The 17,973-nt window shown below is 62.6% G+C and carries 19 protein-coding genes; 13 read left to right on the top strand and 6 right to left on the bottom strand.

Annotation, left to right across the window (positions count from 1 at the left end):
- The first annotated feature begins 9 nt into the window (after positions 1 to 9).
- Together ACP7AD_RS11630 and ACP7AD_RS11625 are read left to right on the top strand one after the other, a co-directional pair.
- Positions 10 to 942 carry an MlaD family protein gene (locus ACP7AD_RS11630; protein WP_426147630.1) on the top strand — a complete coding sequence of 311 codons (933 nt, stop codon included), beginning with the start codon at positions 10 to 12 and terminating at the stop codon, positions 940 to 942.
- On the top strand, positions 939 to 1,646 hold the full coding sequence (locus ACP7AD_RS11625) for an ABC-type transport auxiliary lipoprotein family protein (protein ID WP_426147631.1): 708 nt from the start codon (positions 939 to 941) through the stop codon (positions 1,644 to 1,646). The genes ACP7AD_RS11630 and ACP7AD_RS11625 overlap by 4 nt, the downstream gene beginning before the upstream one ends.
- A 723-nt stretch (positions 1,647 to 2,369) precedes the next feature.
- On the opposite strand, the gene ACP7AD_RS11620 is transcribed toward ACP7AD_RS11625, so the two are convergent.
- The gene (locus tag ACP7AD_RS11620) at positions 2,370 to 3,002 is read right to left on the bottom strand and encodes a MarC family protein (RefSeq protein WP_426147633.1); all 633 of its coding nucleotides are present in this window, start codon (positions 3,000 to 3,002) and stop codon (positions 2,370 to 2,372) included.
- 458 nt (positions 3,003 to 3,460) lie between these two features.
- Positions 3,461 to 4,207, bottom strand: a complete 747-nt coding sequence (locus ACP7AD_RS11615) for an SDR family oxidoreductase (RefSeq protein ID WP_426147635.1) — start codon at positions 4,205 to 4,207, stop codon at positions 3,461 to 3,463.
- A 96-nt stretch (positions 4,208 to 4,303) separates the two neighbouring features.
- Between ACP7AD_RS11615 and ACP7AD_RS11610 the strand changes: the two genes are divergently transcribed.
- Both ACP7AD_RS11610 and ACP7AD_RS11605 read left to right on the top strand, forming a co-directional pair.
- Positions 4,304 to 4,909 carry a 2-hydroxychromene-2-carboxylate isomerase gene (locus tag ACP7AD_RS11610; RefSeq protein ID WP_426147636.1) on the top strand — a complete coding sequence of 202 codons (606 nt, stop codon included), beginning with the start codon at positions 4,304 to 4,306 and terminating at the stop codon, positions 4,907 to 4,909.
- Between the two features lie 63 nt (positions 4,910 to 4,972).
- Positions 4,973 to 5,662, top strand: coding sequence for a dienelactone hydrolase family protein (locus ACP7AD_RS11605; protein ID WP_426147638.1), 690 nt, complete (start codon positions 4,973 to 4,975; stop codon positions 5,660 to 5,662).
- A 15-nt stretch (positions 5,663 to 5,677) separates the two neighbouring features.
- Here the strand turns inward: ACP7AD_RS11605 and ACP7AD_RS11600 are convergent, their stop codons facing one another.
- The 4 genes from ACP7AD_RS11600 to hemB all read right to left on the bottom strand — a co-directional run bounded on the left by ACP7AD_RS11600 (position 5,678) and on the right by hemB (position 9,321).
- Positions 5,678 to 6,238 carry a DUF1003 domain-containing protein gene (locus ACP7AD_RS11600; protein WP_426147640.1) on the bottom strand — a complete coding sequence of 187 codons (561 nt, stop codon included), beginning with the start codon at positions 6,236 to 6,238 and terminating at the stop codon, positions 5,678 to 5,680.
- A 34-nt stretch (positions 6,239 to 6,272) separates the two neighbouring features.
- Entirely contained in the window at positions 6,273 to 7,061 is a 789-nt protein-coding gene (locus tag ACP7AD_RS11595) for a DUF72 domain-containing protein (protein ID WP_426147642.1), read from the bottom strand.
- A gap of 20 nt (positions 7,062 to 7,081) precedes the next feature.
- Complete coding sequence (locus ACP7AD_RS11590; protein ID WP_426147644.1) at positions 7,082 to 8,197, bottom strand: magnesium transporter CorA family protein; 1,116 nt, start codon at positions 8,195 to 8,197, stop codon at positions 7,082 to 7,084.
- A 107-nt stretch (positions 8,198 to 8,304) separates the two neighbouring features.
- Positions 8,305 to 9,321 (bottom strand): porphobilinogen synthase, encoded by a 1,017-nt coding sequence (hemB, locus tag ACP7AD_RS11585; protein ID WP_426147646.1) that lies wholly within the window; start codon positions 9,319 to 9,321, stop codon positions 8,305 to 8,307.
- A 342-nt stretch (positions 9,322 to 9,663) separates the two neighbouring features.
- Between hemB and ACP7AD_RS11580 the strand changes: the two genes are divergently transcribed.
- From ACP7AD_RS11580 to ACP7AD_RS11540, 9 genes are all read left to right on the top strand, one after another.
- Positions 9,664 to 10,086 (top strand): CopD family protein, encoded by a 423-nt coding sequence (locus ACP7AD_RS11580; RefSeq protein ID WP_426147648.1) that lies wholly within the window; start codon positions 9,664 to 9,666, stop codon positions 10,084 to 10,086.
- Positions 10,087 to 10,176: 90 nt separating this feature from the next.
- Positions 10,177 to 11,352: a VanZ family protein gene (locus tag ACP7AD_RS11575; RefSeq protein WP_426147650.1), complete on the top strand. Its 1,176-nt coding sequence runs from the start codon at positions 10,177 to 10,179 to the stop codon at positions 11,350 to 11,352.
- Between the two features lie 9 nt (positions 11,353 to 11,361).
- Positions 11,362 to 11,742 (top strand): (2Fe-2S) ferredoxin domain-containing protein, encoded by a 381-nt coding sequence (locus ACP7AD_RS11570; RefSeq protein WP_426147652.1) that lies wholly within the window; start codon positions 11,362 to 11,364, stop codon positions 11,740 to 11,742.
- A 122-nt stretch (positions 11,743 to 11,864) separates the two neighbouring features.
- Positions 11,865 to 12,509, top strand: a complete 645-nt coding sequence (locus ACP7AD_RS11565; RefSeq protein WP_426147654.1) for an alpha/beta hydrolase — start codon at positions 11,865 to 11,867, stop codon at positions 12,507 to 12,509.
- A gap of 85 nt (positions 12,510 to 12,594) precedes the next feature.
- Positions 12,595 to 13,803, top strand: a complete 1,209-nt coding sequence (locus ACP7AD_RS11560) for a D-alanyl-D-alanine carboxypeptidase family protein (RefSeq protein WP_426147656.1) — start codon at positions 12,595 to 12,597, stop codon at positions 13,801 to 13,803.
- 219 nt (positions 13,804 to 14,022) lie between these two features.
- The gene (gene rpsL / locus ACP7AD_RS11555) at positions 14,023 to 14,400 is read left to right on the top strand and encodes a 30S ribosomal protein S12 (protein WP_011799633.1); all 378 of its coding nucleotides are present in this window, start codon (positions 14,023 to 14,025) and stop codon (positions 14,398 to 14,400) included.
- Between the two features lie 216 nt (positions 14,401 to 14,616).
- Positions 14,617 to 15,090, top strand: a complete 474-nt coding sequence (gene rpsG / locus ACP7AD_RS11550; protein WP_011799634.1) for a 30S ribosomal protein S7 — start codon at positions 14,617 to 14,619, stop codon at positions 15,088 to 15,090.
- Between the two features lie 200 nt (positions 15,091 to 15,290).
- Positions 15,291 to 17,393 carry an elongation factor G gene (fusA, locus tag ACP7AD_RS11545; RefSeq protein WP_426147659.1) on the top strand — a complete coding sequence of 701 codons (2,103 nt, stop codon included), beginning with the start codon at positions 15,291 to 15,293 and terminating at the stop codon, positions 17,391 to 17,393.
- Positions 17,394 to 17,569: 176 nt separating this feature from the next.
- Positions 17,570 to 17,973: GTP-binding protein (locus tag ACP7AD_RS11540; protein WP_426166132.1), on the top strand; the 404-nt coding region annotated here is incomplete at its 3' end.

Genomic DNA, 17,973 nt, shown 5'->3' with positions numbered 1-17,973 from the left:
TTTTCAATCATGGAAAACAAAGCCCATGCGCTGATTGCCGGCGCGTTCGTGGTGCTCGTCACCGCCCTGCTGGCATTGCTGGCCATCTGGCTCACGCGCGACAACACCGAGCGCAACCTGTACGAGATGAGCACCTCCGAGACCGTTTCCGGCCTGCAGCCGCAGGCCACGGTGCGCTATCGCGGTGTGGCCGTCGGCAAGGTCGAGCGCATCGGTTTTGACCAGAAGGTCAAGGGCAATGTGCTGATCCGCGTGTCGATTGACGAGGCCGCGCCGGTGACGCGCTCGACCTTTGCCACCGTGGCGTCCCAGGGCGTCACCGGCCTGGGCTTCATCCAGCTCGACGACGACGGCAGCTCCAGCCAGCGGCTGGTGCCCAACGACGACGATCCGCCGCGCATTCCGCTCAAGCAGGGCGGCATCGACAAGCTGCTCAAGCAGGGCGGGGTGATCTTCGACCAGGCCGAGCAGGCAACCACGCGCATCAACCAGCTGCTGTCCGCGCAGAACGAAGCGGCGATCAACACCGCCGTCACGCAGCTCGCCGAAGCCGCCGGCAGCATCAATCGCGTGGCCAAGGCGCTGGAGCCGGCCGTGGCGACGCTGCCCGCGCTGTCGAAGGACGCGCAGGCCGCCCTGCGCTCGGTCAAGAGCGTGACCGATGAGGTCAGCCTGACCGCGCGGCGCCTGAATGAACAAGGCGGCCCGCTCGACCGGCTCAAGGACGGCGGCGCGGCGCTGGCGGCCGGGGTGGAAACCTTCAGCGCGGCCACGCTGCCCAAGCTGGGCGAGGTGGCCGACGAAACGGCGCGCACCATGCGCCAGCTGCGCCGCACCGTGAACGCCGTCGATGACAACCCGCAAGCGCTGATCTTTGGCAACGGTCCGGTCGTGCCGGGGCCTGGCGAAACCGGCTTTAACGCCAACGGAGACCAACCATGATGGCTTTCAAGTTTTCTTTCAATGCTATTAATTCAGTAGCTATCAGCGCCAGACAGCATTGCGCAAAACGGCTTTTTTGCTTGATAAGTGTGCTGGCGCTGGCCACCGGGTGCTCGGTGATCGACAAGCCGACCCGCGCCACGACCTACGACTTCGGACCGGGCGAGCTGTCCACGCAGGTCGCGGCATCGCCCCCGGTGCCCGCCTTGTCGCCGCTGGCGATTGCCGACATCGCCACCTCGGGCGGCGCGCTGGAAAACCAGGCGGTGCTCTACCGGCTGGGCTATCTTGACGCCCAGCAGCTGCGCCCCTATTCGCAGGCGCGCTGGACCATGCCGCCGGCGCAGCTGCTGCGCCAGCGCATGCGCGATCGCCTGAGCCAGCAGCGCATAGTGCTCAATGCGCGTGAAGGCGTGGCGCTGAACCGCAGCCAGAATGCCAATCTGCCGATGCTGCGCCTGGAACTTGAAGAATTCAGCCAGCTGTTCAGCGCGCCTGATGCCAGCGTCGGCCTGCTTCGCCTGCATGCCACGCTGGTCGAGATCACGCCCGCCGGTGAACGGCTGATTGCGCAGCGCAAGCTGTCGGTGCAGCGGCCGGCGACCAGTCCCGATGCGGCCGGTGGCGTGCGCGCCCTGACGGCGGCCACCGATGCGGCGATTGACGAGCTGGATGCGTGGCTGCGGCAGATGCCGGCGCGTTGATTGAATTGCTTGCTATTGGAACGGTAGCTGTTGGTGCTTGCTGGGTTGGCTTCTCGCGGATTGGCTGGCCGGGGGTTGCCCGGCGGCAACTCACTTTTCTTTGCTTCGCCAAAGAAAAGTAAGCAAAAGAAAGGCGACCCGACTGTCCGGGTCCCTACGCTGCGCTTCGGGCAACCTGTGCTGCCTGAGAAAAATGGGGGTCCGCGCAAACTCGCTTCACTGCGTTGCGCTCAAACAGCGCGCGGCCCTGATCCCATTTTTCTCAGGCATCACAGGCCCAGCCAGAACGGGAGTGGCGGGGATAAAAATCCAAACAGCCAAACAGCCAAACAGCCAAACAGCCAAACAGCCAAACAGCCAAACAGCCAAACAGCCTGCATTTAAACTAAAACCGCTACAAATTTAGTAGCTGCTTGCGAAGCCTCGTCATGCGGAAGTGGCACTTTTGATGCAGAAACGCCGGAATCTGTCCCCGGAACCCGCTCCCGCAAGTCCCGTTTGGCTGGGCTTTTGCCGCTCATCACAGGTTGCCCGAAGCGCAGCGAAGGGACCCAGACAGTCGGGTCGCCTTTTCTTTGGTGACTTTCTTTTGGCGATAGCCAAAAGAAAGTTACTTGCCGCCGGGCAACCCCCGGCCAGCCCAACCACGCAGAGCCAACCAGCACAAATCAGGCACAGGGTTCAAGCCAAGCCCGCAGCATGAATCTGGCCAGAGAACAAACCTCAATGCCGCAGAATGGGAAACAGCTTGCCCAGACCGTCGGCCATCACCTCGACCGCCAGCGCGGCCAATATCAAGCCCATCAGCCGCGTCATGACATTGATGCCGGTCTTGCCCAGCACCCGCGAAATCGGCTCGGCCAGCGAAAAGCACAGCGCGGTTGCCAGGCCAATCACCAGGCCGTAGCCGACCAGCGTGCCCAGCTGCAGGAAGGTCTTGGCTTTTTCGGCATAAATCACCACCGTCGACATGGTGGCCGGGCCGGTCAGCAGCGGAATGGTCAGCGGCACCACCGCGATGCTGGCACCCTGGGCGGCTTTTGCCGCGCCGTCTTCATACTCGTTGGTCAGCGGCTTGGCCTCGGCCGGCTGGGCGTTGAGCATGTTCATGGCGCTGATCAAGAGCAGCAGGCCGCCGCCGACCTGGAAGCTGGCCAGTGAGATGCCGAAGAATTCCAGAATCTGCAGGCCCAGCAGCGCGCTGACGGCAATGACCACGAAGGCGCTGAACGAGGCCACCGCCACCGTGCGCTGGCGCTGGTGCCGTGAAAATCCCTGCGTGTAGTGAATGAAAAACGGCACGATGGCCAGCGGGTTGACGATGGCCAGCAGCGTCACTAGAGGTTTGAAGTCCACGAATCAACTCTTTTTAAAATGGGAACCTAGGACAAGCAACGAGCGCAGACTTCCTGCCAGCAGGGGCCGCGGAATTGGCTTTGCCAGGCCGCAGGCGCAGCAGCCCCCTTGGGGGGGGGCAGCGCAGTACGCGAAGCGACAAGCGTGGGGGAACGCTCCCCCAGCAGGGGCCGCGGAACCGGCTTCGCCGGGCCGCAGGCGCAGCGGCCCCCTCGGGGGGCAGCGCAGTACGCGAAGCGACAAGCGTGGGGGAACGCTCCCCCAGCAGGGGCCGCGGAACCGGCTTCGCCGGGCCGCAGGCGCAGCGGCCCCCTCGGGGGGCAGCGCAGTACGCGAAGCGACAAGCGTGGGGGAACGCTCCCCCAGCAGGGGCCGCGGAACCGGCTTCGCCGGGCCGCAGGCGCAGCGGCCCCCTCGGGGGGCAGCGCAGTACGCGAAGCGACAAGCGTGGGGGCCACTTACCTGCCGCCCGTCACGTCGAGCAATGCGCCGGTGGTGTAGCTCGACGATTCGCCCAGCAGCCAGACGATGGATTCGGCCACTTCCTCGGCGCTGCCGGCGCGCTGCATCGGCACCTGCGGCGCCATGTCGCGCGCCCGGTCGGGCAGGCCGCCGGAGGCGTGGATGTCGGTCTCGATGATGCCCGGCCGCACGGCGTTGACGCGAATGCCTTCGGCCGCCACTTCCTTCGCCAGTCCGACGGTGAAGGTGTCGATGGCGCCCTTGGCCGCCGCATAGTCCACGTATTGCCCGGGCGCGCCCAGCCGGGCGGCGACGCTGGACACATTGACAATCGCCCCGCCCGCGCCGCCATGGCGCGTGCTCATGCGTCGCACGGCCTCGCGAGCGCACATGAAGGAGCCGAACACATTGATCTCGAACATGCGCTGCAGGCGCGCCAGCGTGATGGCCTCGACCCGCGTGGTCTGGTCCACCACGCCGGCGTTGTTGACCAGCGCGCTCAGGCGGCCGAACCTGGCGTCGATCTTTTCAAACATCGCCACCACCTGCGCCTCGTTGGCCACGTCGGCGTGCACCGCCATGGCCTGACCGCCGGCCTGGCGAATCTGCCGCACCACCTCGTCGGCGGCCAGCGAGTTGGCGGCGTAGTTGACGGCGACCGCGTAGCCGTGGCGGGCCGCCAGCAGCGCGGTGGCCGCGCCAATGCCGCGCGAGCCACCAGTGATCAAAACAAGTTGGGACAAACCAGTCTCCTGCAAAAAGTGGCAATCCCGGTTACAAAGGGAATCGCGCCAAAGCCCTGACTGTAATGACTTCCTGACAACCACCGGAGAAAAACCTTGAGCACCACCGTGGACTACTACTTCACCCCGCAAAGCCCCTGGGCCTACCTGGGCCATGAGCGATTTGCAGACATCGCGTGCCGGACAGGCGCCACGGTCCGTATCCTGCCGATCGACCTGGGCGGCAAGGTCTTTCCCATCTCAGGCGGCTTGCCGCTGGGCCAGCGCGCGCCGCAGCGTCAGGCCTACCGCTTGCTCGAACTGCGCCGGCATGCGGACTTCCTGGGGTTGCCGCTGCATGTCAAGGCCAAATTTTTTCCGGTCTCGGGCGACGATGCCTCGCGTCTCATCATTGCCGTGGACCTGCACGACGGCGTGGAGGCCGCCATGAAGATCAGCGGCGCGGTCTTCAGCGCCTGCTGGGCGCAGGAGCGGCACATTGCCGACGAGAAGGTGCTGGCCGAACTGCTGGCCGAATGCGGCCTGGATGCCAGCCGGCTGGAGCAGTCCTACAGCCAGGCGGTGCAGGAGCGTTATGAGGCCAATACCGGGCAGGCGATCAAGGCCGGCGTCTTCGGCGCGCCCAGTTATGTGATCGAGGGAGAGCTGTTCTGGGGCCAGGACCGGCTCGATTTTGTCGAGCGCAGGCTCCAGGCGGTTTGATCATCATCCGCCGGCATTCATTTCAAAACAACGATTAACGATTCAACAGGAGCTTTCAACACCATGGGTCAATTCACCACGCTTACCGCCGCCGACGGCTTCACGCTGTCTGCCTATGTCGCGCGACCAGAAGGCCAGCCGCGCGCCGCCATCGTCGTAGTTCAGGAAATCTTCGGCGTCAACTCGCACATCCGCTCGGTTGCCGACCGCTTTGCCGCCGAGGGCTACCTGGCGGTGGCGCCCGCCACTTTTGATCGCGTCAAGCCCGGCGTGGAGCTCGGCTACACCGAGGACGACATGACGGCCGGGTTCGAGCTCAAGACCGCCGTCGATGCGCTGCCGGGCGCCGGCGTGCTGCCCGATATTCAGGCCGCCATCGACCATGCGGCGCAGCTAGGTGGCGGCAAGGTCGGCATCATCGGCTTTTGCTGGGGCGGCCTGCTCACCTGGAAGGCCGCGTGCCTGCTCACCGGCCTGTCGGCGGCGGTTCCCTACTATGGCGGCGGCATCACCGCCGAGAGCGAAATCGCCCGCCAGCCGCAATGCCCGGTGATGGCGCATTTCGGCGACCAGGACCACTGGATTCCGATGGAAGGCATCGAGGCCTTCCAAAAAGCGCATCCCCAGGTCCAGGCGTATGTTTATCCGGCCCACCACGGCTTCAACTGCGACCAGCGCGCGTCGTACAACGAGGCTGCCGCCAGCCTGGCGCACGAGCGCACGCTGGCTTTCCTGGCCGATAAGCTGGGCTGACCGATTGGCCGGCCGTTAAACCGAACTGGCCTGCAGCGGGTTTTCCTGCTGTGCCTGCTCGATCTGGGCAATCAGCTTTTCCGGGTGGGTGACCTGCTTTAAAAAGCGCAGCTCGGCATCCGCGCTCACATCGACGCCCACTTTTTCGGCAATCCGCTCCAGCAACTGGAGCATCTTGGTGTTTTCCTGCTCGGTCAGCAGGTTGATCTGCAGATCGAGCTGGTTGCGCCGGTCGCTGATGCGCAACTCGTAGTTCTGGCTGATCAGGATGAAGGCCGAGAGAAAAATCGCTTCAAGCGAAACGACCAGTGTCAAAAAGGTGAACGGGTAGGGATCAAAGTGCCTGAGCCCCGGCAGCGAATTCCAGCCAAGCCAGCCGCAAAAAATCAGCACATGCAGCCAGACAAAGGGCATGGAGCCGCAAAAGGTGGCCACGAAAGCGGCGATGCGGTCCGCCCGGCTGCGCCTGGCCATGGCCTGCGCTTCCACCCGGCGCATCGACTCGACGTTGTCCCGGGTCAGGTCATCGGCGCTGGCCTCGGCCGTGCCGGGGTCGGCGGTGAATAAAACGGGCATCAACAATCCTTTTTGGCGGTGCGGCCACGCTGGTTCAGCGCTGGGCCAGCCCTTGCACGGTGTACAGGGCGTCTTCAATTGCGGCACCTTCGGCGGTATTGTCAAAGATGCACCAGACGGCTGTATCGGGCGTTGCCGCAAGCCACAGCCTGGCGATCAGCGCATCGAGCACGGCGCGGTCATAGGCCGAGTAGTACATGCGCGGCGAGCCGTGCAGGCGCGCATAGACCAGGCCGGAAAAACCGCCCGGAAGGCGCCCGGCTTCATGCACGACCGGGTCTGCCAGCACCCGGCCGACCTGCCAGGCGTCCAGCAAGGGGTCGGCCGGCGCGGTGAACCAGCTCGCATGGCGCGGCTCCAGCGCCACCGGGCCCGGGTGCCGCGCCCGCAGCAGGCGCAGGAAGGCGGCCACCGTGTCCGGCTCGAAGGCCAGGCTGGGCGGCAGCTGCACCAGCAGGCAGCCGAGTTTTTCACCCAGGCCGCCGGCCTGCGCCAGAAATTCGTCAAGCAGTTCGCCGCAATCGACGAGGCGCTGCTGGTGCGTGATGGTCTTGGGCAGCTTGACCGAAAAGCGGAAGTGCTCCGGCACCCTGGCCGCCCAGCGCGCATAGGTTTCGAAGCGGTGCGGCCGGTAGAACGACGAGTTGATCTCGACCGCGTTCAGGCGGGCGGCATAGCGCTGCAAATGCGTGCCTTCGGCGGGAAACGACGGCCACAGCGCGCGCGGCAGGCTCCAGCCCGCGCAGCCCGTCATGATGCGGGAAACCGGAGAAAACGCGGCGACCGGAGAAGGGCTTGCATCGGGAAAGAGGCTGGCTTGCATGTCCCGGAATCCTCTGGTTTTTAGCGGCTGGTCCTGGCCAGGTAGCGTTTTCGCCAGAACACTGACACCACGACGACCACCACCAATACCATCAGGCTGAAGGTCCACCAGAAACCGGTGGGGCTGTGAATAATGGGCAGGAATTCGAAGTTCATGCCGAAAAATCCGGTGATCAGGTTCAGCGGCAAAAACACCGCCGTCAGCGCCGTGAGGGTGCGCATGATGTCGTTGGTGCGGTGGCTCTGCGCCGAAAAATGCATCTGTACCGCTGTTTCAGCGCTTTGCTCCATGCGCCGCACATGGTGAACGACGCGCTCGATATGCTCCAGCACATCGCGCGACCGTACCTTGAGCAGATCGCGCTCACGTTGCGCGGCCGGCGTGTCGGCGTCCGGCCAGGTTTCAATCGAATCAATCCAGTCCTGCAGGGCCGCGCGCTGGTCTTCGCAAATCTCGTCGAGCTGGTGCAGCGCCAGTCGGGCGTCGAGCACCGAACTCCAGTTGTTGAAGCGCGTGCCGGGATTGAGCAGCTCGGACTGCCAGTGGTCCATCTGGCGCGTGAGTTCGCGCCGCAGATCAAGGTAGCCATCGACCATCTGGTTGACAATGCGCATCATCAGGTCGGCCGGGCTGCTGGGCAGCTTGACGCCGTTGGCGCGTGCTTCGCTCGATGTGGCGTTGAGCAGCTTGAGCGCATAGGCTTCGCGCACGGCGCAGCCGGCCGGATGCACCGTCAGCAACACCCGGTCAAACACCGCAAAACCCACCGGGCTGGTGTCGATCCGCTTGAGCACCGGCGGGCCGCTGCGCTTGGTCGGCTGGTGCAGCGGCTCGCCGGGCTGGGACAGGTCGGTTTCGGTGTGGCCGGCGGCGAGCCGGCGAAACACCAGCATGTCGTACTGCGAGGTGTAGTCGTAGTGCGAGGGCAGCTGGTTGTTCAGCAGGTCCGACATGTGCAGGTCCACCAGCTGGGTGCCGCACAGCGACTGCAGCGTCGCCTGGACTTGCGCCTGCATCACCTCGAACTCGCGCCGCGCGCAGGCAATCCAGACAAAGCCCAGCGGCGGCAGTTCGGTCGGCAAGGCATCGGTCTCCAGGACGCCCTGGCTGCCGGAGATGATGGTGAACACGCGCATGCAGTCTAAAACCTCTGGGTTAAGTATCGGATTGGCTTCTTGCGCTTATTTTACGGTCACGTGTAGCTACTGTTTTAATAGCAAATGAAGATGGAAAGCTGATGGTTTCAAGCCTGGCGCAGCTTTCTGGCGGCGTCGATGGCGAAATATGTCAGCACGCCATCGGCGCCGGCGCGCTTGAAGGCCAGCAGGCTTTCCATCATCACCGCGTCGTGGTCGAGCCAGCCGTTCAGCGCGGCGGCCTTGAGCATGGCGTATTCGCCGCTGACCTGGTAGGCGAAGGTTGGAATCTGGAATTCGTCCTTCACGCGGCGCACCACGTCCAGGTAGGGCATGCCGGGCTTGACCATCACCATGTCGGCGCCCTCGGCAATGTCCATGGCGACTTCGCGCAGCGCTTCGTCGCTGTTGCCCGGGTCCATCTGATAGACCTTTTTATCCGCCTTGCCCAGGTTGCCGCTCGAGCCGACCGCGTCGCGAAACGGGCCGTAGAACGCGCTGGCGTACTTGGCGCTGTAGGCCATGATGCGGGTGTGGACCAGGTCCTGGCTTTCCAGCGCCTCGCGGATCGCGCCGATGCGCCCGTCCATCATGTCGCTGGGCGCGACGATGTCCACGCCGGCCTCGGCCTGCGTCAGCGCCTGCTGCACCAGCACTTCGAGTGTCTCGTCGTTCAGGATGTAGCCGTTGGCATCCGGCAAGCCGTCCTGGCCGTGGCTGGTGAACGGGTCCAGCGCCACGTCGGTCATCACGCCGAGTTCGGGAAAGCGCCGTTTGAGTTCGCGCACCACATGCGGCACCAGGCCTTCGGGGTTCAGCGCTTCCCGGCCGTCCTCGGTCTTGAGCGAAGCGTCGATCACCGGAAACAGCGCCATCACCGGAATGCCCAGTTTCACGCACTCCTCCGCCACCGGCAGCAGCAGGTCCAGGCTGAGGCGCTCGACGCCCGGCATCGAGCCGATCGGCTCGCGCCGGTGCTGGCCGGCGAGCACAAACACCGGGTAGATCAGGTCGTGCGCCGTGAGGGCGTTTTCACGCACCAGGTTGCGCGTGAAGCTGTCACGGCGCAGGCGACGGGGGCGACCCATCGGGAAAGGAGCGAAGTTGGAGGCATGCAGTGTCATGGGCAAATTGTGCCAAAGCTTTGCGTCCGCGCCCGAATACCTTGCCCAGTTCCCTTTTTGCGCCATGAATGTGTCAGTTTTTACAAGCACTTACTGCCGCCGCTGTCAACGTTGCGTAGCGATTTGTATGTCCGGGGAATAGAATAAAAACGTGCGGTTACCAGTGTATGGCGATCGCATCCCGCTTTTCCTCCCTGGGCGGGGCCTTTGCGCGTGACAGCAAAAAGGCGTTTTAATCCCGGCAGACCATCAGGTCGCCGGGATTTTTTTGCCCGCTGCCAGGCGCGCAGGCAAACACAGCGGCGGACTGGGGGGTGAAATCGCGGGGGCTAAACTACGCCGATGCTCTGGGTCAAATCCTTTCACATCGTTTTCATCGCCAGCTGGTTCGCCGGTCTTTTTTACTTGCCGCGCATTTTTGTCAACCTGGCCATGGTGCCGCCGCAAAGTATTGCCGAGCGCGATCGGCTGCTGCTGATGGCCAAGAAGCTGATGCGCTTCACCATCATCCTGGCGGTGCCGGCCATCGCCCTGGGCCTGTGGCTGTGGCTGGGTTACGGCATCGGGCGCGGCAGTGGCTGGATGCATGCCAAGCTGGCCGTTGTGGTGCTGGTGATCGGTTACCACCATGCCTGCGGCCGCATGCTGGCGAAGTTCGCCGCCAACCGCAACACCCGCAGCCATGTCTGGATGCGCTGGTTCAATGAAGTACCGGTGCTGCTGCTGACGGTCGCCGTCGTCCTGGTGATTGTCAAGCCGTTCTGACGGCCCGGCTCAATCCAACACGACGTGGCCACCGATTCCCCCCCAGCAGACGCAGGCAGGCCGGCTTCGCCGGATGCCATGCGTCGCCCCATGCAAGGGGGGGCGGAACTACACGAAGCGCAGCGCAGTGACGACGATGGGGGTGTGCCGACTCCTGCCGATGGGGGTGTGGCCATCTTGCTCGCGCTGGCGCTGGTCTGCCTGATCATTTACGCCAGCCTGTATCCGTTTTCGGAGTGGCGCAACCAGGGCATTTCGCCGCTGCGCTATCTGGCCTCGCCCTTGCCAAAGTACTGGACCGGCTTTGATGTCGGCATCAATTTGCTGGGATACGCGCCCCTCGGCTTCCTGCTGGCCGTGTCGGCGCTGCGCAGCCGGCGCGTGGCTTGGGCTGTCAGTGTTTCGGTGCTGGGCTCCGGCCTGCTGTCGCTGGCGATGGAAACGCTGCAGAACTACTTGCCGTCGCGCATTCCTTCGAATGTCGATCTGGCGCTGAACACGCTGGGGGCCTGGCTAGGGGCCTGCTGCGCGCTGGCGCTGGAGCGCTCGGGAGTGATTGAACGCTGGAGCCGTGTGCGGGCGCGCTGGTTTTCACCTGACGCGCGCAGTGTGCTGGTGCTGCTGCTGCTCTGGCCGGTGGCCCTGCTGTTCCCGGCGTCGGTTCCCATGGGGCTGGGGCAGGTGTTCGAGCGGCTGGAGTCGGCGCTCGCCGATGCATTGGCCGACACGCCCTTTCTGGAATGGATGCCCGTGCGCGCGGTCGAGCTCCAGCCCCTCGTGCCGCTGGCCGAACTGGTGTGCGTGGCGCTGGGCGCGCTGATTCCCTGCCTGCTGGGCTATTGCGTGATTCGCCGTCTGGGGCAGCGCGCGGTGTTTGCCGCCGCTGCCCTGGCCCTCGGCCTGGGCGTGTCGGCGCTGTCGGCCGCCCTCAGCTACGGACCCGAGCATGCCTGGGCCTGGCTGGATCTGCCGGTCCAGGCCGGCATCGGTCTGGCCGTGGTGCTGGCTGCGCTGCTGCTGGCCGTGCCGAGCCGCGCCGCTGCCGCGCTGGCGCTGCTGGCGCTGGCGATTCACCTGAGCCTGCTCAACCAGGCGCCGGCCAACCCCTACTTCGCCCAGACGCTGCAGATCTGGGAGCAGGGCCGCTTCATCAAGTTTTACGGCCTGGTGCAGTGGCTGGGCTGGTTCTGGCCCTATGCCGCGCTCGCCTGCATGCTGGCGCGGCTTTCCAGCCAGGAGCTGAAGGCGCCCGCCGGCGAAAAGTAAAATTGCCGCATGACCCTTTCCACTGCCCCCAACCCTTCGCCCGATGGCGTCCAGCCCGCCTCTGCGGCCTCGTACTATGAACGACACATCTTCTTTTGCCTGAACCAGCGCAACAACGAGTCGTGCTGCGCCGACCGGGGCGCGGAGCAGGCTTTTGACCACTGCAAGAAACAGGTCAAGGCCGCCGGCTTGTCCGGGCCGGGCAAGGTGCGGGTCAACAAGGCCGGCTGCCTTGACCGCTGCGCCGGCGGGCCGGTGGCGGTGGTGTACCCGGAAGCCGTCTGGTACAGCTATGTGGACGCCAGCGATATCGACGAGATTGTCGAGTCGCACCTGAAAAACGGCCAGGTCGTCGAACGTTTGCTGATGCCGCCCGACGTGGGGCGCTAAGGCCTGGCGAGGCGGCTGAATCAATAAAAACAGCATGATTTAAGCCTTTTGCGCAATACCGGCGGGCGCAAGCAGCTATGGTTTGTATAGCGATCAATTGGCAGAAAAAGAAAGCGTTTTCCATGAATTCCAAAACCCAGAAGACCCACATTGCCGGCCCGGCCGGCGCGCTGGACCTTGCCCTGGACCTGCCTGCGGGCGAATCGCGCGGCATTGCCGTCATCGCCCATCCGCATCCGCTGTTTGGCGGCACGCTGGACAACAAGGTCGTGCAGACGCTGGCGCGGGCCTTCGTGCAGTCCGGCTGGACCGCCGTGCGTTTCAACTTTCGCGGCGTCGGCGCCAGCGCCGGCAGCCATGACGAAGGCCGGGGCGAGCTGGAAGACTTGCTGGCCGTGGTGCAGCATGCCGCGCCTGCAGGCGTTGGGCAGGCGGCGCTGGCGCTGGCCGGTTTCTCGTTCGGCGCCTTTGTCACCACCCATGCGTTTGCCCGGCTGCAGGCCAGCCGCCCGATTGAAAAGCTCGTCCTGGTAGGCACCAGCGTCAGCCGTGCGCCTGCCGCGCCCATCGACACCGCCGCGCACAACCGGACGCTGGTGGTGCACGGCGAGCAGGACGACACCGTGCTGCTGCTTGACGTGATGGACTGGGCGCGTCCGCAGGCACTGCCTGTTACGGTTGTCCCCGGGGTGGGGCACTTCTTTCATGGACAATTGCCGCTGCTGAAAAACCTGGTGCTCCGCCACCTGGCTTCGTCCGTGAATTGAATCTTTCGGGGCGAGCGTGGTCCATTGCGCTCTGCCTTGCGTTTCCTCCCTTATTCTTCCCTCTTTCCCTTACCGGTTTTCTGACATGCAATGCTTTCTCAAGGCCCCTGCCGGCCTGCGCTCTCTTGCTACCACGCTGGTCCTGTTTGTCTCGGTGGCGCTTCCGGCAGCGCATGCCCAGGCACCGCAGGTGCCTGAAATCGCTGCCCGTTCCTATTTGCTGCTCGACGTCACGGCCAACCAGATCCTGGCCGCCAAGGACATCGATTCGCCGGTCGAGCCCGCGTCGCTGACCAAGCTGATGACCGAATACCTGGTGTTCGACGCGCTCAAGTCCAAGAAAATTACCTTGAGCCAGACCTTCGGCGTCAGCGAGCACGCCTGGAAAATGCCGGGTTCGCGCATGTTCATCGACCCGAAAATGCAGGTTCCGGTCGAGGACCTGATCAAGGGCATGATCGTGCAGTCGGGCAACGACGCCACCATGGCGCTGGCCGAAGGCGTGGGCGGCACGGCCGAGCATTTCGTCGAACTGATGAACCAGCAGGCCAAGGCGCTGGGCATGAAGTCCACCAGTTACAAAAACCCCGAAGGCCTGACCGAGCCGGGCCACACCACCACAGCGCGCGACCTGAGCATTTTGTCCACGCGCCTGATGAGCGATTTTCCCGACTACATCGGTTACTCGGCGATCAAGAAATACCGCTATCCCGGAACGCCGGCGACTAACGACACCAACCGCAACACGCTGCTGTTTCGCGACCCGACAGTCGACGGCCTGAAAACCGGCCATACGAATGCCGCCGGCTACTGCATGATTGCCACGGCCCGGCGCGAGTTTCCGAACCTGGGCGCGGCCGGCAAGCCCGGCGGCCGGCGTTTGCTGGCCATCGTGCTGGGCGCGTCGAGCGACAGCGCCCGCGCCAATGAAACGCAAAAACTGCTGAACTGGGGCTACACCGCGTTCGAGGCGGTCAAGCTGTTCGATGCCGGCCAGGCCGTCGTCACGCCTGCGGTCTGGAAGGGCAAGGACGCGGTGGTCAAGCTGGGCCGCCCCGAAGCGATCGTGGTGTCCGTGCCGGCCGGCAGCGCATCCAAACTCAAGACCCAGGTCGCCCGGCCCGAGCCGCTGGTTGCGCCCTTCAAGAAAGGCCAGCTGGTGGGCAGCCTGAAGATCATGAACGGCGACGACCCCATGCCCATGGCCGAAGTGCCGCTGATGGCGCTGCAAGCCGTGGAAGAGGCCGGCATTCTGGGCCGCGCATGGGATTCGATCCGGTTGTGGATCAAGTAAACAAGGGTTTTCAGGCAAAAGTGATGCTTGCGGTCGTCCTGTCCTGAGCGAAAAAGCCGGGGGTTGCATCAAGCCATGCCTGTGCAGCCAAGCCCTGTTACGGCGTAATCCTTGAGCCTTTTGGCTATCCGGCTTATACTAGGAAGCTTTTCCGCTTTTGGTGCGGAGAAGTTTTCCGTATTTTCATATCGTTTTCCAGACGTTTAGGGACGTTTTTCAATGCCAACCATCAATCAGTTAGTCCGTCAGGGGCGCGAGGTCGAAAAGATCAAGTCAAAAAGCCCTGCGATGGAAAATTCTCCACAGCGCCGTGGTGTTTGCACCCGCGTGTACACCACCACGCCTAAAAAGCCTAACTCTGCGCTGCGTAAAGTTGCCAAAGTTCGCCTGACCAATGGATTTGAAATCATTTCCTACATCGGCGGCGAAGGCCACAACCTGCAGGAACACAGCGTCGTGCTGGTTCGCGGCGGTCGGGTCAAGGATTTGCCCGGCGTGCGTTACCACATCGTTCGTGGTTCGCTCGACTTGCAAGGCGTGAAAGACCGCAAGCAGTCGCGTTCCAAGTACGGCGCGAAGCGTCCAAAGGCTAAATAAGCTAGTCGGCTCGGGCCTTGCGGTTCGCGCCAGAAGATGTCTTGACGGGTTTGTCACGACTTTTTCAAAAAAACAGGTGCTTGACTCATCCTGGCAGGTGATGTGAAGCGAAGTGACCCAAGCGCAAGTTGTTTGTGCCGGTCGAGTAAGTGGGGGTTGTGATAACTCTCGCGGTGCTGCTCAAAGCGGTGCCAACTGAAGCAAAGAGGTGAAAAAATGCCACGTCGTCGCGAAGTCCCTAAACGTGAAATTCTTCCTGATCCTAAATTTGGCGATGTCGATCTTGCCAAATTCATGAACGTGATCATGCAAGGCGGCAAGAAAGCCGTCGCAGAGCGCATTATTTATGGCGCCCTGGAGCAAATCGAGAAAAAGAACCCTGGCAAAGATCCGCTGGAGGCTTTCCACATGGCCATCGGCAACATCAAGCCCATGGTTGAAGTGAAATCCCGCCGCGTCGGTGGTGCAAACTACCAGGTGCCGGTAGAAGTGCGTCCTGTCCGCCGCATGGCCCTGGCCATGCGCTGGTTGAAGGAAGCGGCCAAAAAGCGTGGCGAAAAGTCGATGTCATTGCGCCTGGCCAATGAATTGATGGAAGCCACCGAAGGCCGTGGCGGCGCCATGAAAAAGCGTGACGAAGTTCACCGCATGGCCGAAGCCAACAAGGCCTTCAGCCACTTCCGCTTCTAATATCGATTGCAGTGCTGACTGCGCTTGCTTGACGGGCTGCCCCCAGGCATCAGGTGACCAAAACACCTTGATTTCTGGCGGTTCAACCCCAACTCCTGCCGGCCCGGCGCCAAAAGCGCCCGGCCGGCAGACGCGTAGAAAAACAAGAGAACTATCTTGGCAACGAGTCTTTGTTCGTAACACCGAACTGAAAGTAATTTATGTCCCGCGCTACCCCCATTAAAAACTACCGCAACATTGGTATTTCCGCGCACATCGATGCAGGCAAAACCACCACTACCGAGCGCATCCTTTTTTACACCGGCGTGAGCCACAAGATTGGTGAAGTCCATGACGGCGCCGCCACCATGGACTGGATGGAGCAGGAGCAAGAGCGTGGCATCACGATCACTTCCGCTGCCACCACCTGCTTCTGGAAAGGCATGGACAAGTCCTTCCCTGAGCACCGTATCAACATCATTGACACCCCGGGCCACGTTGACTTCACGATTGAAGTCGAGCGCTCGATGCGCGTGCTTGACGGTGCCTGCATGGTTTATTGCGCCGTGGGTGGCGTGCAGCCCCAGTCTGAAACCGTCTGGCGTCAAGCCAACAAGTACAAAGTGCCACGCCTGGCCTTTGTCAACAAGATGGACCGCACCGGCGCCAACTTCTTCAAGGTTGTCGAGGGCATGAAACTGCGCCTGAAGGCCAACCCTGTTCCCATGGTCATCCCAATTGGCGCTGAAGAAAACTTCACCGGCGTCGTGGACCTGATCATGATGAAGGCCATCATCTGGGATGAAGCTTCGCAAGGCATGAAGTTCGAATACCGTGACATTCCAGCCGAACTGCTGGAGTCGGCCAAGGAATGGCGCGAAAAAATGGTCGAGGCTGCTGCCGAAGCCAACGAAGAGCTCATGAACAAATACCTTGAAGAAGGTGATTTGTCCGAAGAGGAAATCAAGTTCGGCATTCGCGCGCGCACCATTGCCAGCGAAATCCAGCCGATGTACTGCGGTTCTGCCTTCAAGAACAAGGGCGTGCAGCGCATGCTGGACGCCGTGATTGACTTCATGCCGTCGCCGATCGACATTCCGCCTGTCAAGGGAACGGACGATGATGAAGAGCCCGTCACCCGCAAGGCTGACGACTCGGAGAAATTCTCGGCGCTGGCCTTCAAGCTGATGACCGACCCGTTCGTGGGCCAGCTGACCTTCGTGCGCGTCTACTCCGGCGTGCTGAAAAAGGGCGACACCGTTTACAACCCCATCAAGGGCAAAAAAGAACGTATCGGCCGTATCGTGCAGATGCACGCCAACGAGCGTCAGGAAGTCAGTGAAATTGTCGCGGGCGACATTGCAGCCTGCGTGGGCCTGAAAGACGTGACCACGGGCGAAACGCTGTGCGATCCTGATGCCATCATCATGCTGGAACGCATGGTCTTCCCCGAGCCTGTGATTGCCCAGGCCGTCGAGCCAAAAACCAAGGCTGACCAGGAAAAAATGGGTATCGCCCTGCAGCGCCTGGCCGCAGAAGATCCATCGTTCCGCGTCAAGACCGACGAAGAATCCGGCCAGACCATCATCGCCGGCATGGGCGAGCTGCACCTGGAAATCATCGTTGACCGCATGAAGCGCGAGTTCGGTGTGGAAGCCAACGTCGGCAAGCCGCAAGTGGCTTACCGCGAGACCATCCGCAAGACCATCGAAGATGCCGAAGGCAAGTTCGTTCGTCAATCGGGCGGCAAGGGCCAGTACGGCCACGTCGTGCTCAAGATCGAGCCGAACGAGCCCGGCAAGGGCATTGAATTCATCGACGCCATCAAGGGTGGCGTGGTGCCGCGTGAATACATTCCTGCGGTCGAAAAGGGCATCAACGAAGCCGTGACGGCTGGCGTGCTCGCCGGTTATCCGGTGGTCGATGTCAAGGTAACGCTGCATTTCGGCTCCTACCATGACGTGGACTCGAACGAACTCGCGTTCAAGATGGCCGCGATTTTTGGCTTCAAGGAAGGCTGCCGCAAGGCCGGCCCGGTCATTCTGGAGCCGATGATGGCTGTGGAAGTCGAGACGCCTGAAGACTACGCCGGCAATGTGATGGGCGATCTGGCCTCACGCCGTGGCATGGTGCAGGGCATGGAAGACATGATTGGTGGCGGCAAGGTCATCAAGGCCGAAGTGCCATTGTCCGAAATGTTCGGCTACTCGACCACGCTGCGTTCGGCAACTCAAGGCCGTGCCACGTATTCGATGGAGTTCAAGCACTACACCGAAGCACCGCGCAATGTGTCGGAAGCCATCATGGCTGCGAGAGCCAAATAAATTTGCGGGACAGACTGAAAGACGCGCGAAGCGCACTTTCGCTCTGTCCCCAAACTGATTAATCCCCGAATTCCCTGTCTGCGATTACGCGCCTTTCACTGCCCGTGGTGAAAAACAAAGCAGCGTAGTGCAAACATTAAACCGTACACGGGCAAGTTCTTTATCTGGAGATAGAAATGGCAAAAGAGAAATTTTCGCGGACCAAGCCGCACGTCAACGTTGGCACGATCGGCCACGTCGACCATGGCAAGACCACGCTGACGGCGGCAATCGCCACCGTGCTGGCCGCCAAGTTCGGCGGCGAAGCCAAGGCTTACGACCAGATTGACGCGGCACCGGAAGAAAAAGCGCGCGGCATTACCATCAACACCGCCCACGTCGAGTACGAAACGGCTGCGCGCCACTATGCGCACGTTGACTGCCCGGGCCACGCCGACTATGTGAAAAACATGATCACGGGTGCGGCCCAGATGGACGGCGCCATTCTCGTTTGTTCGGCTGCTGACGGCCCGATGCCCCAGACGCGCGAGCATATCTTGCTGGCCCGCCAGGTCGGCGTGCCTTACATCATCGTGTTCCT

Source organism: Polaromonas sp. DSP2-3-2b2, assembly GCF_049895905.1.
Taxonomy (GTDB): Bacteria; Pseudomonadota; Gammaproteobacteria; order Burkholderiales; family Burkholderiaceae_C; genus Polaromonas.
This window is presented reverse-complemented; position numbering and strand designations above follow the sequence as displayed.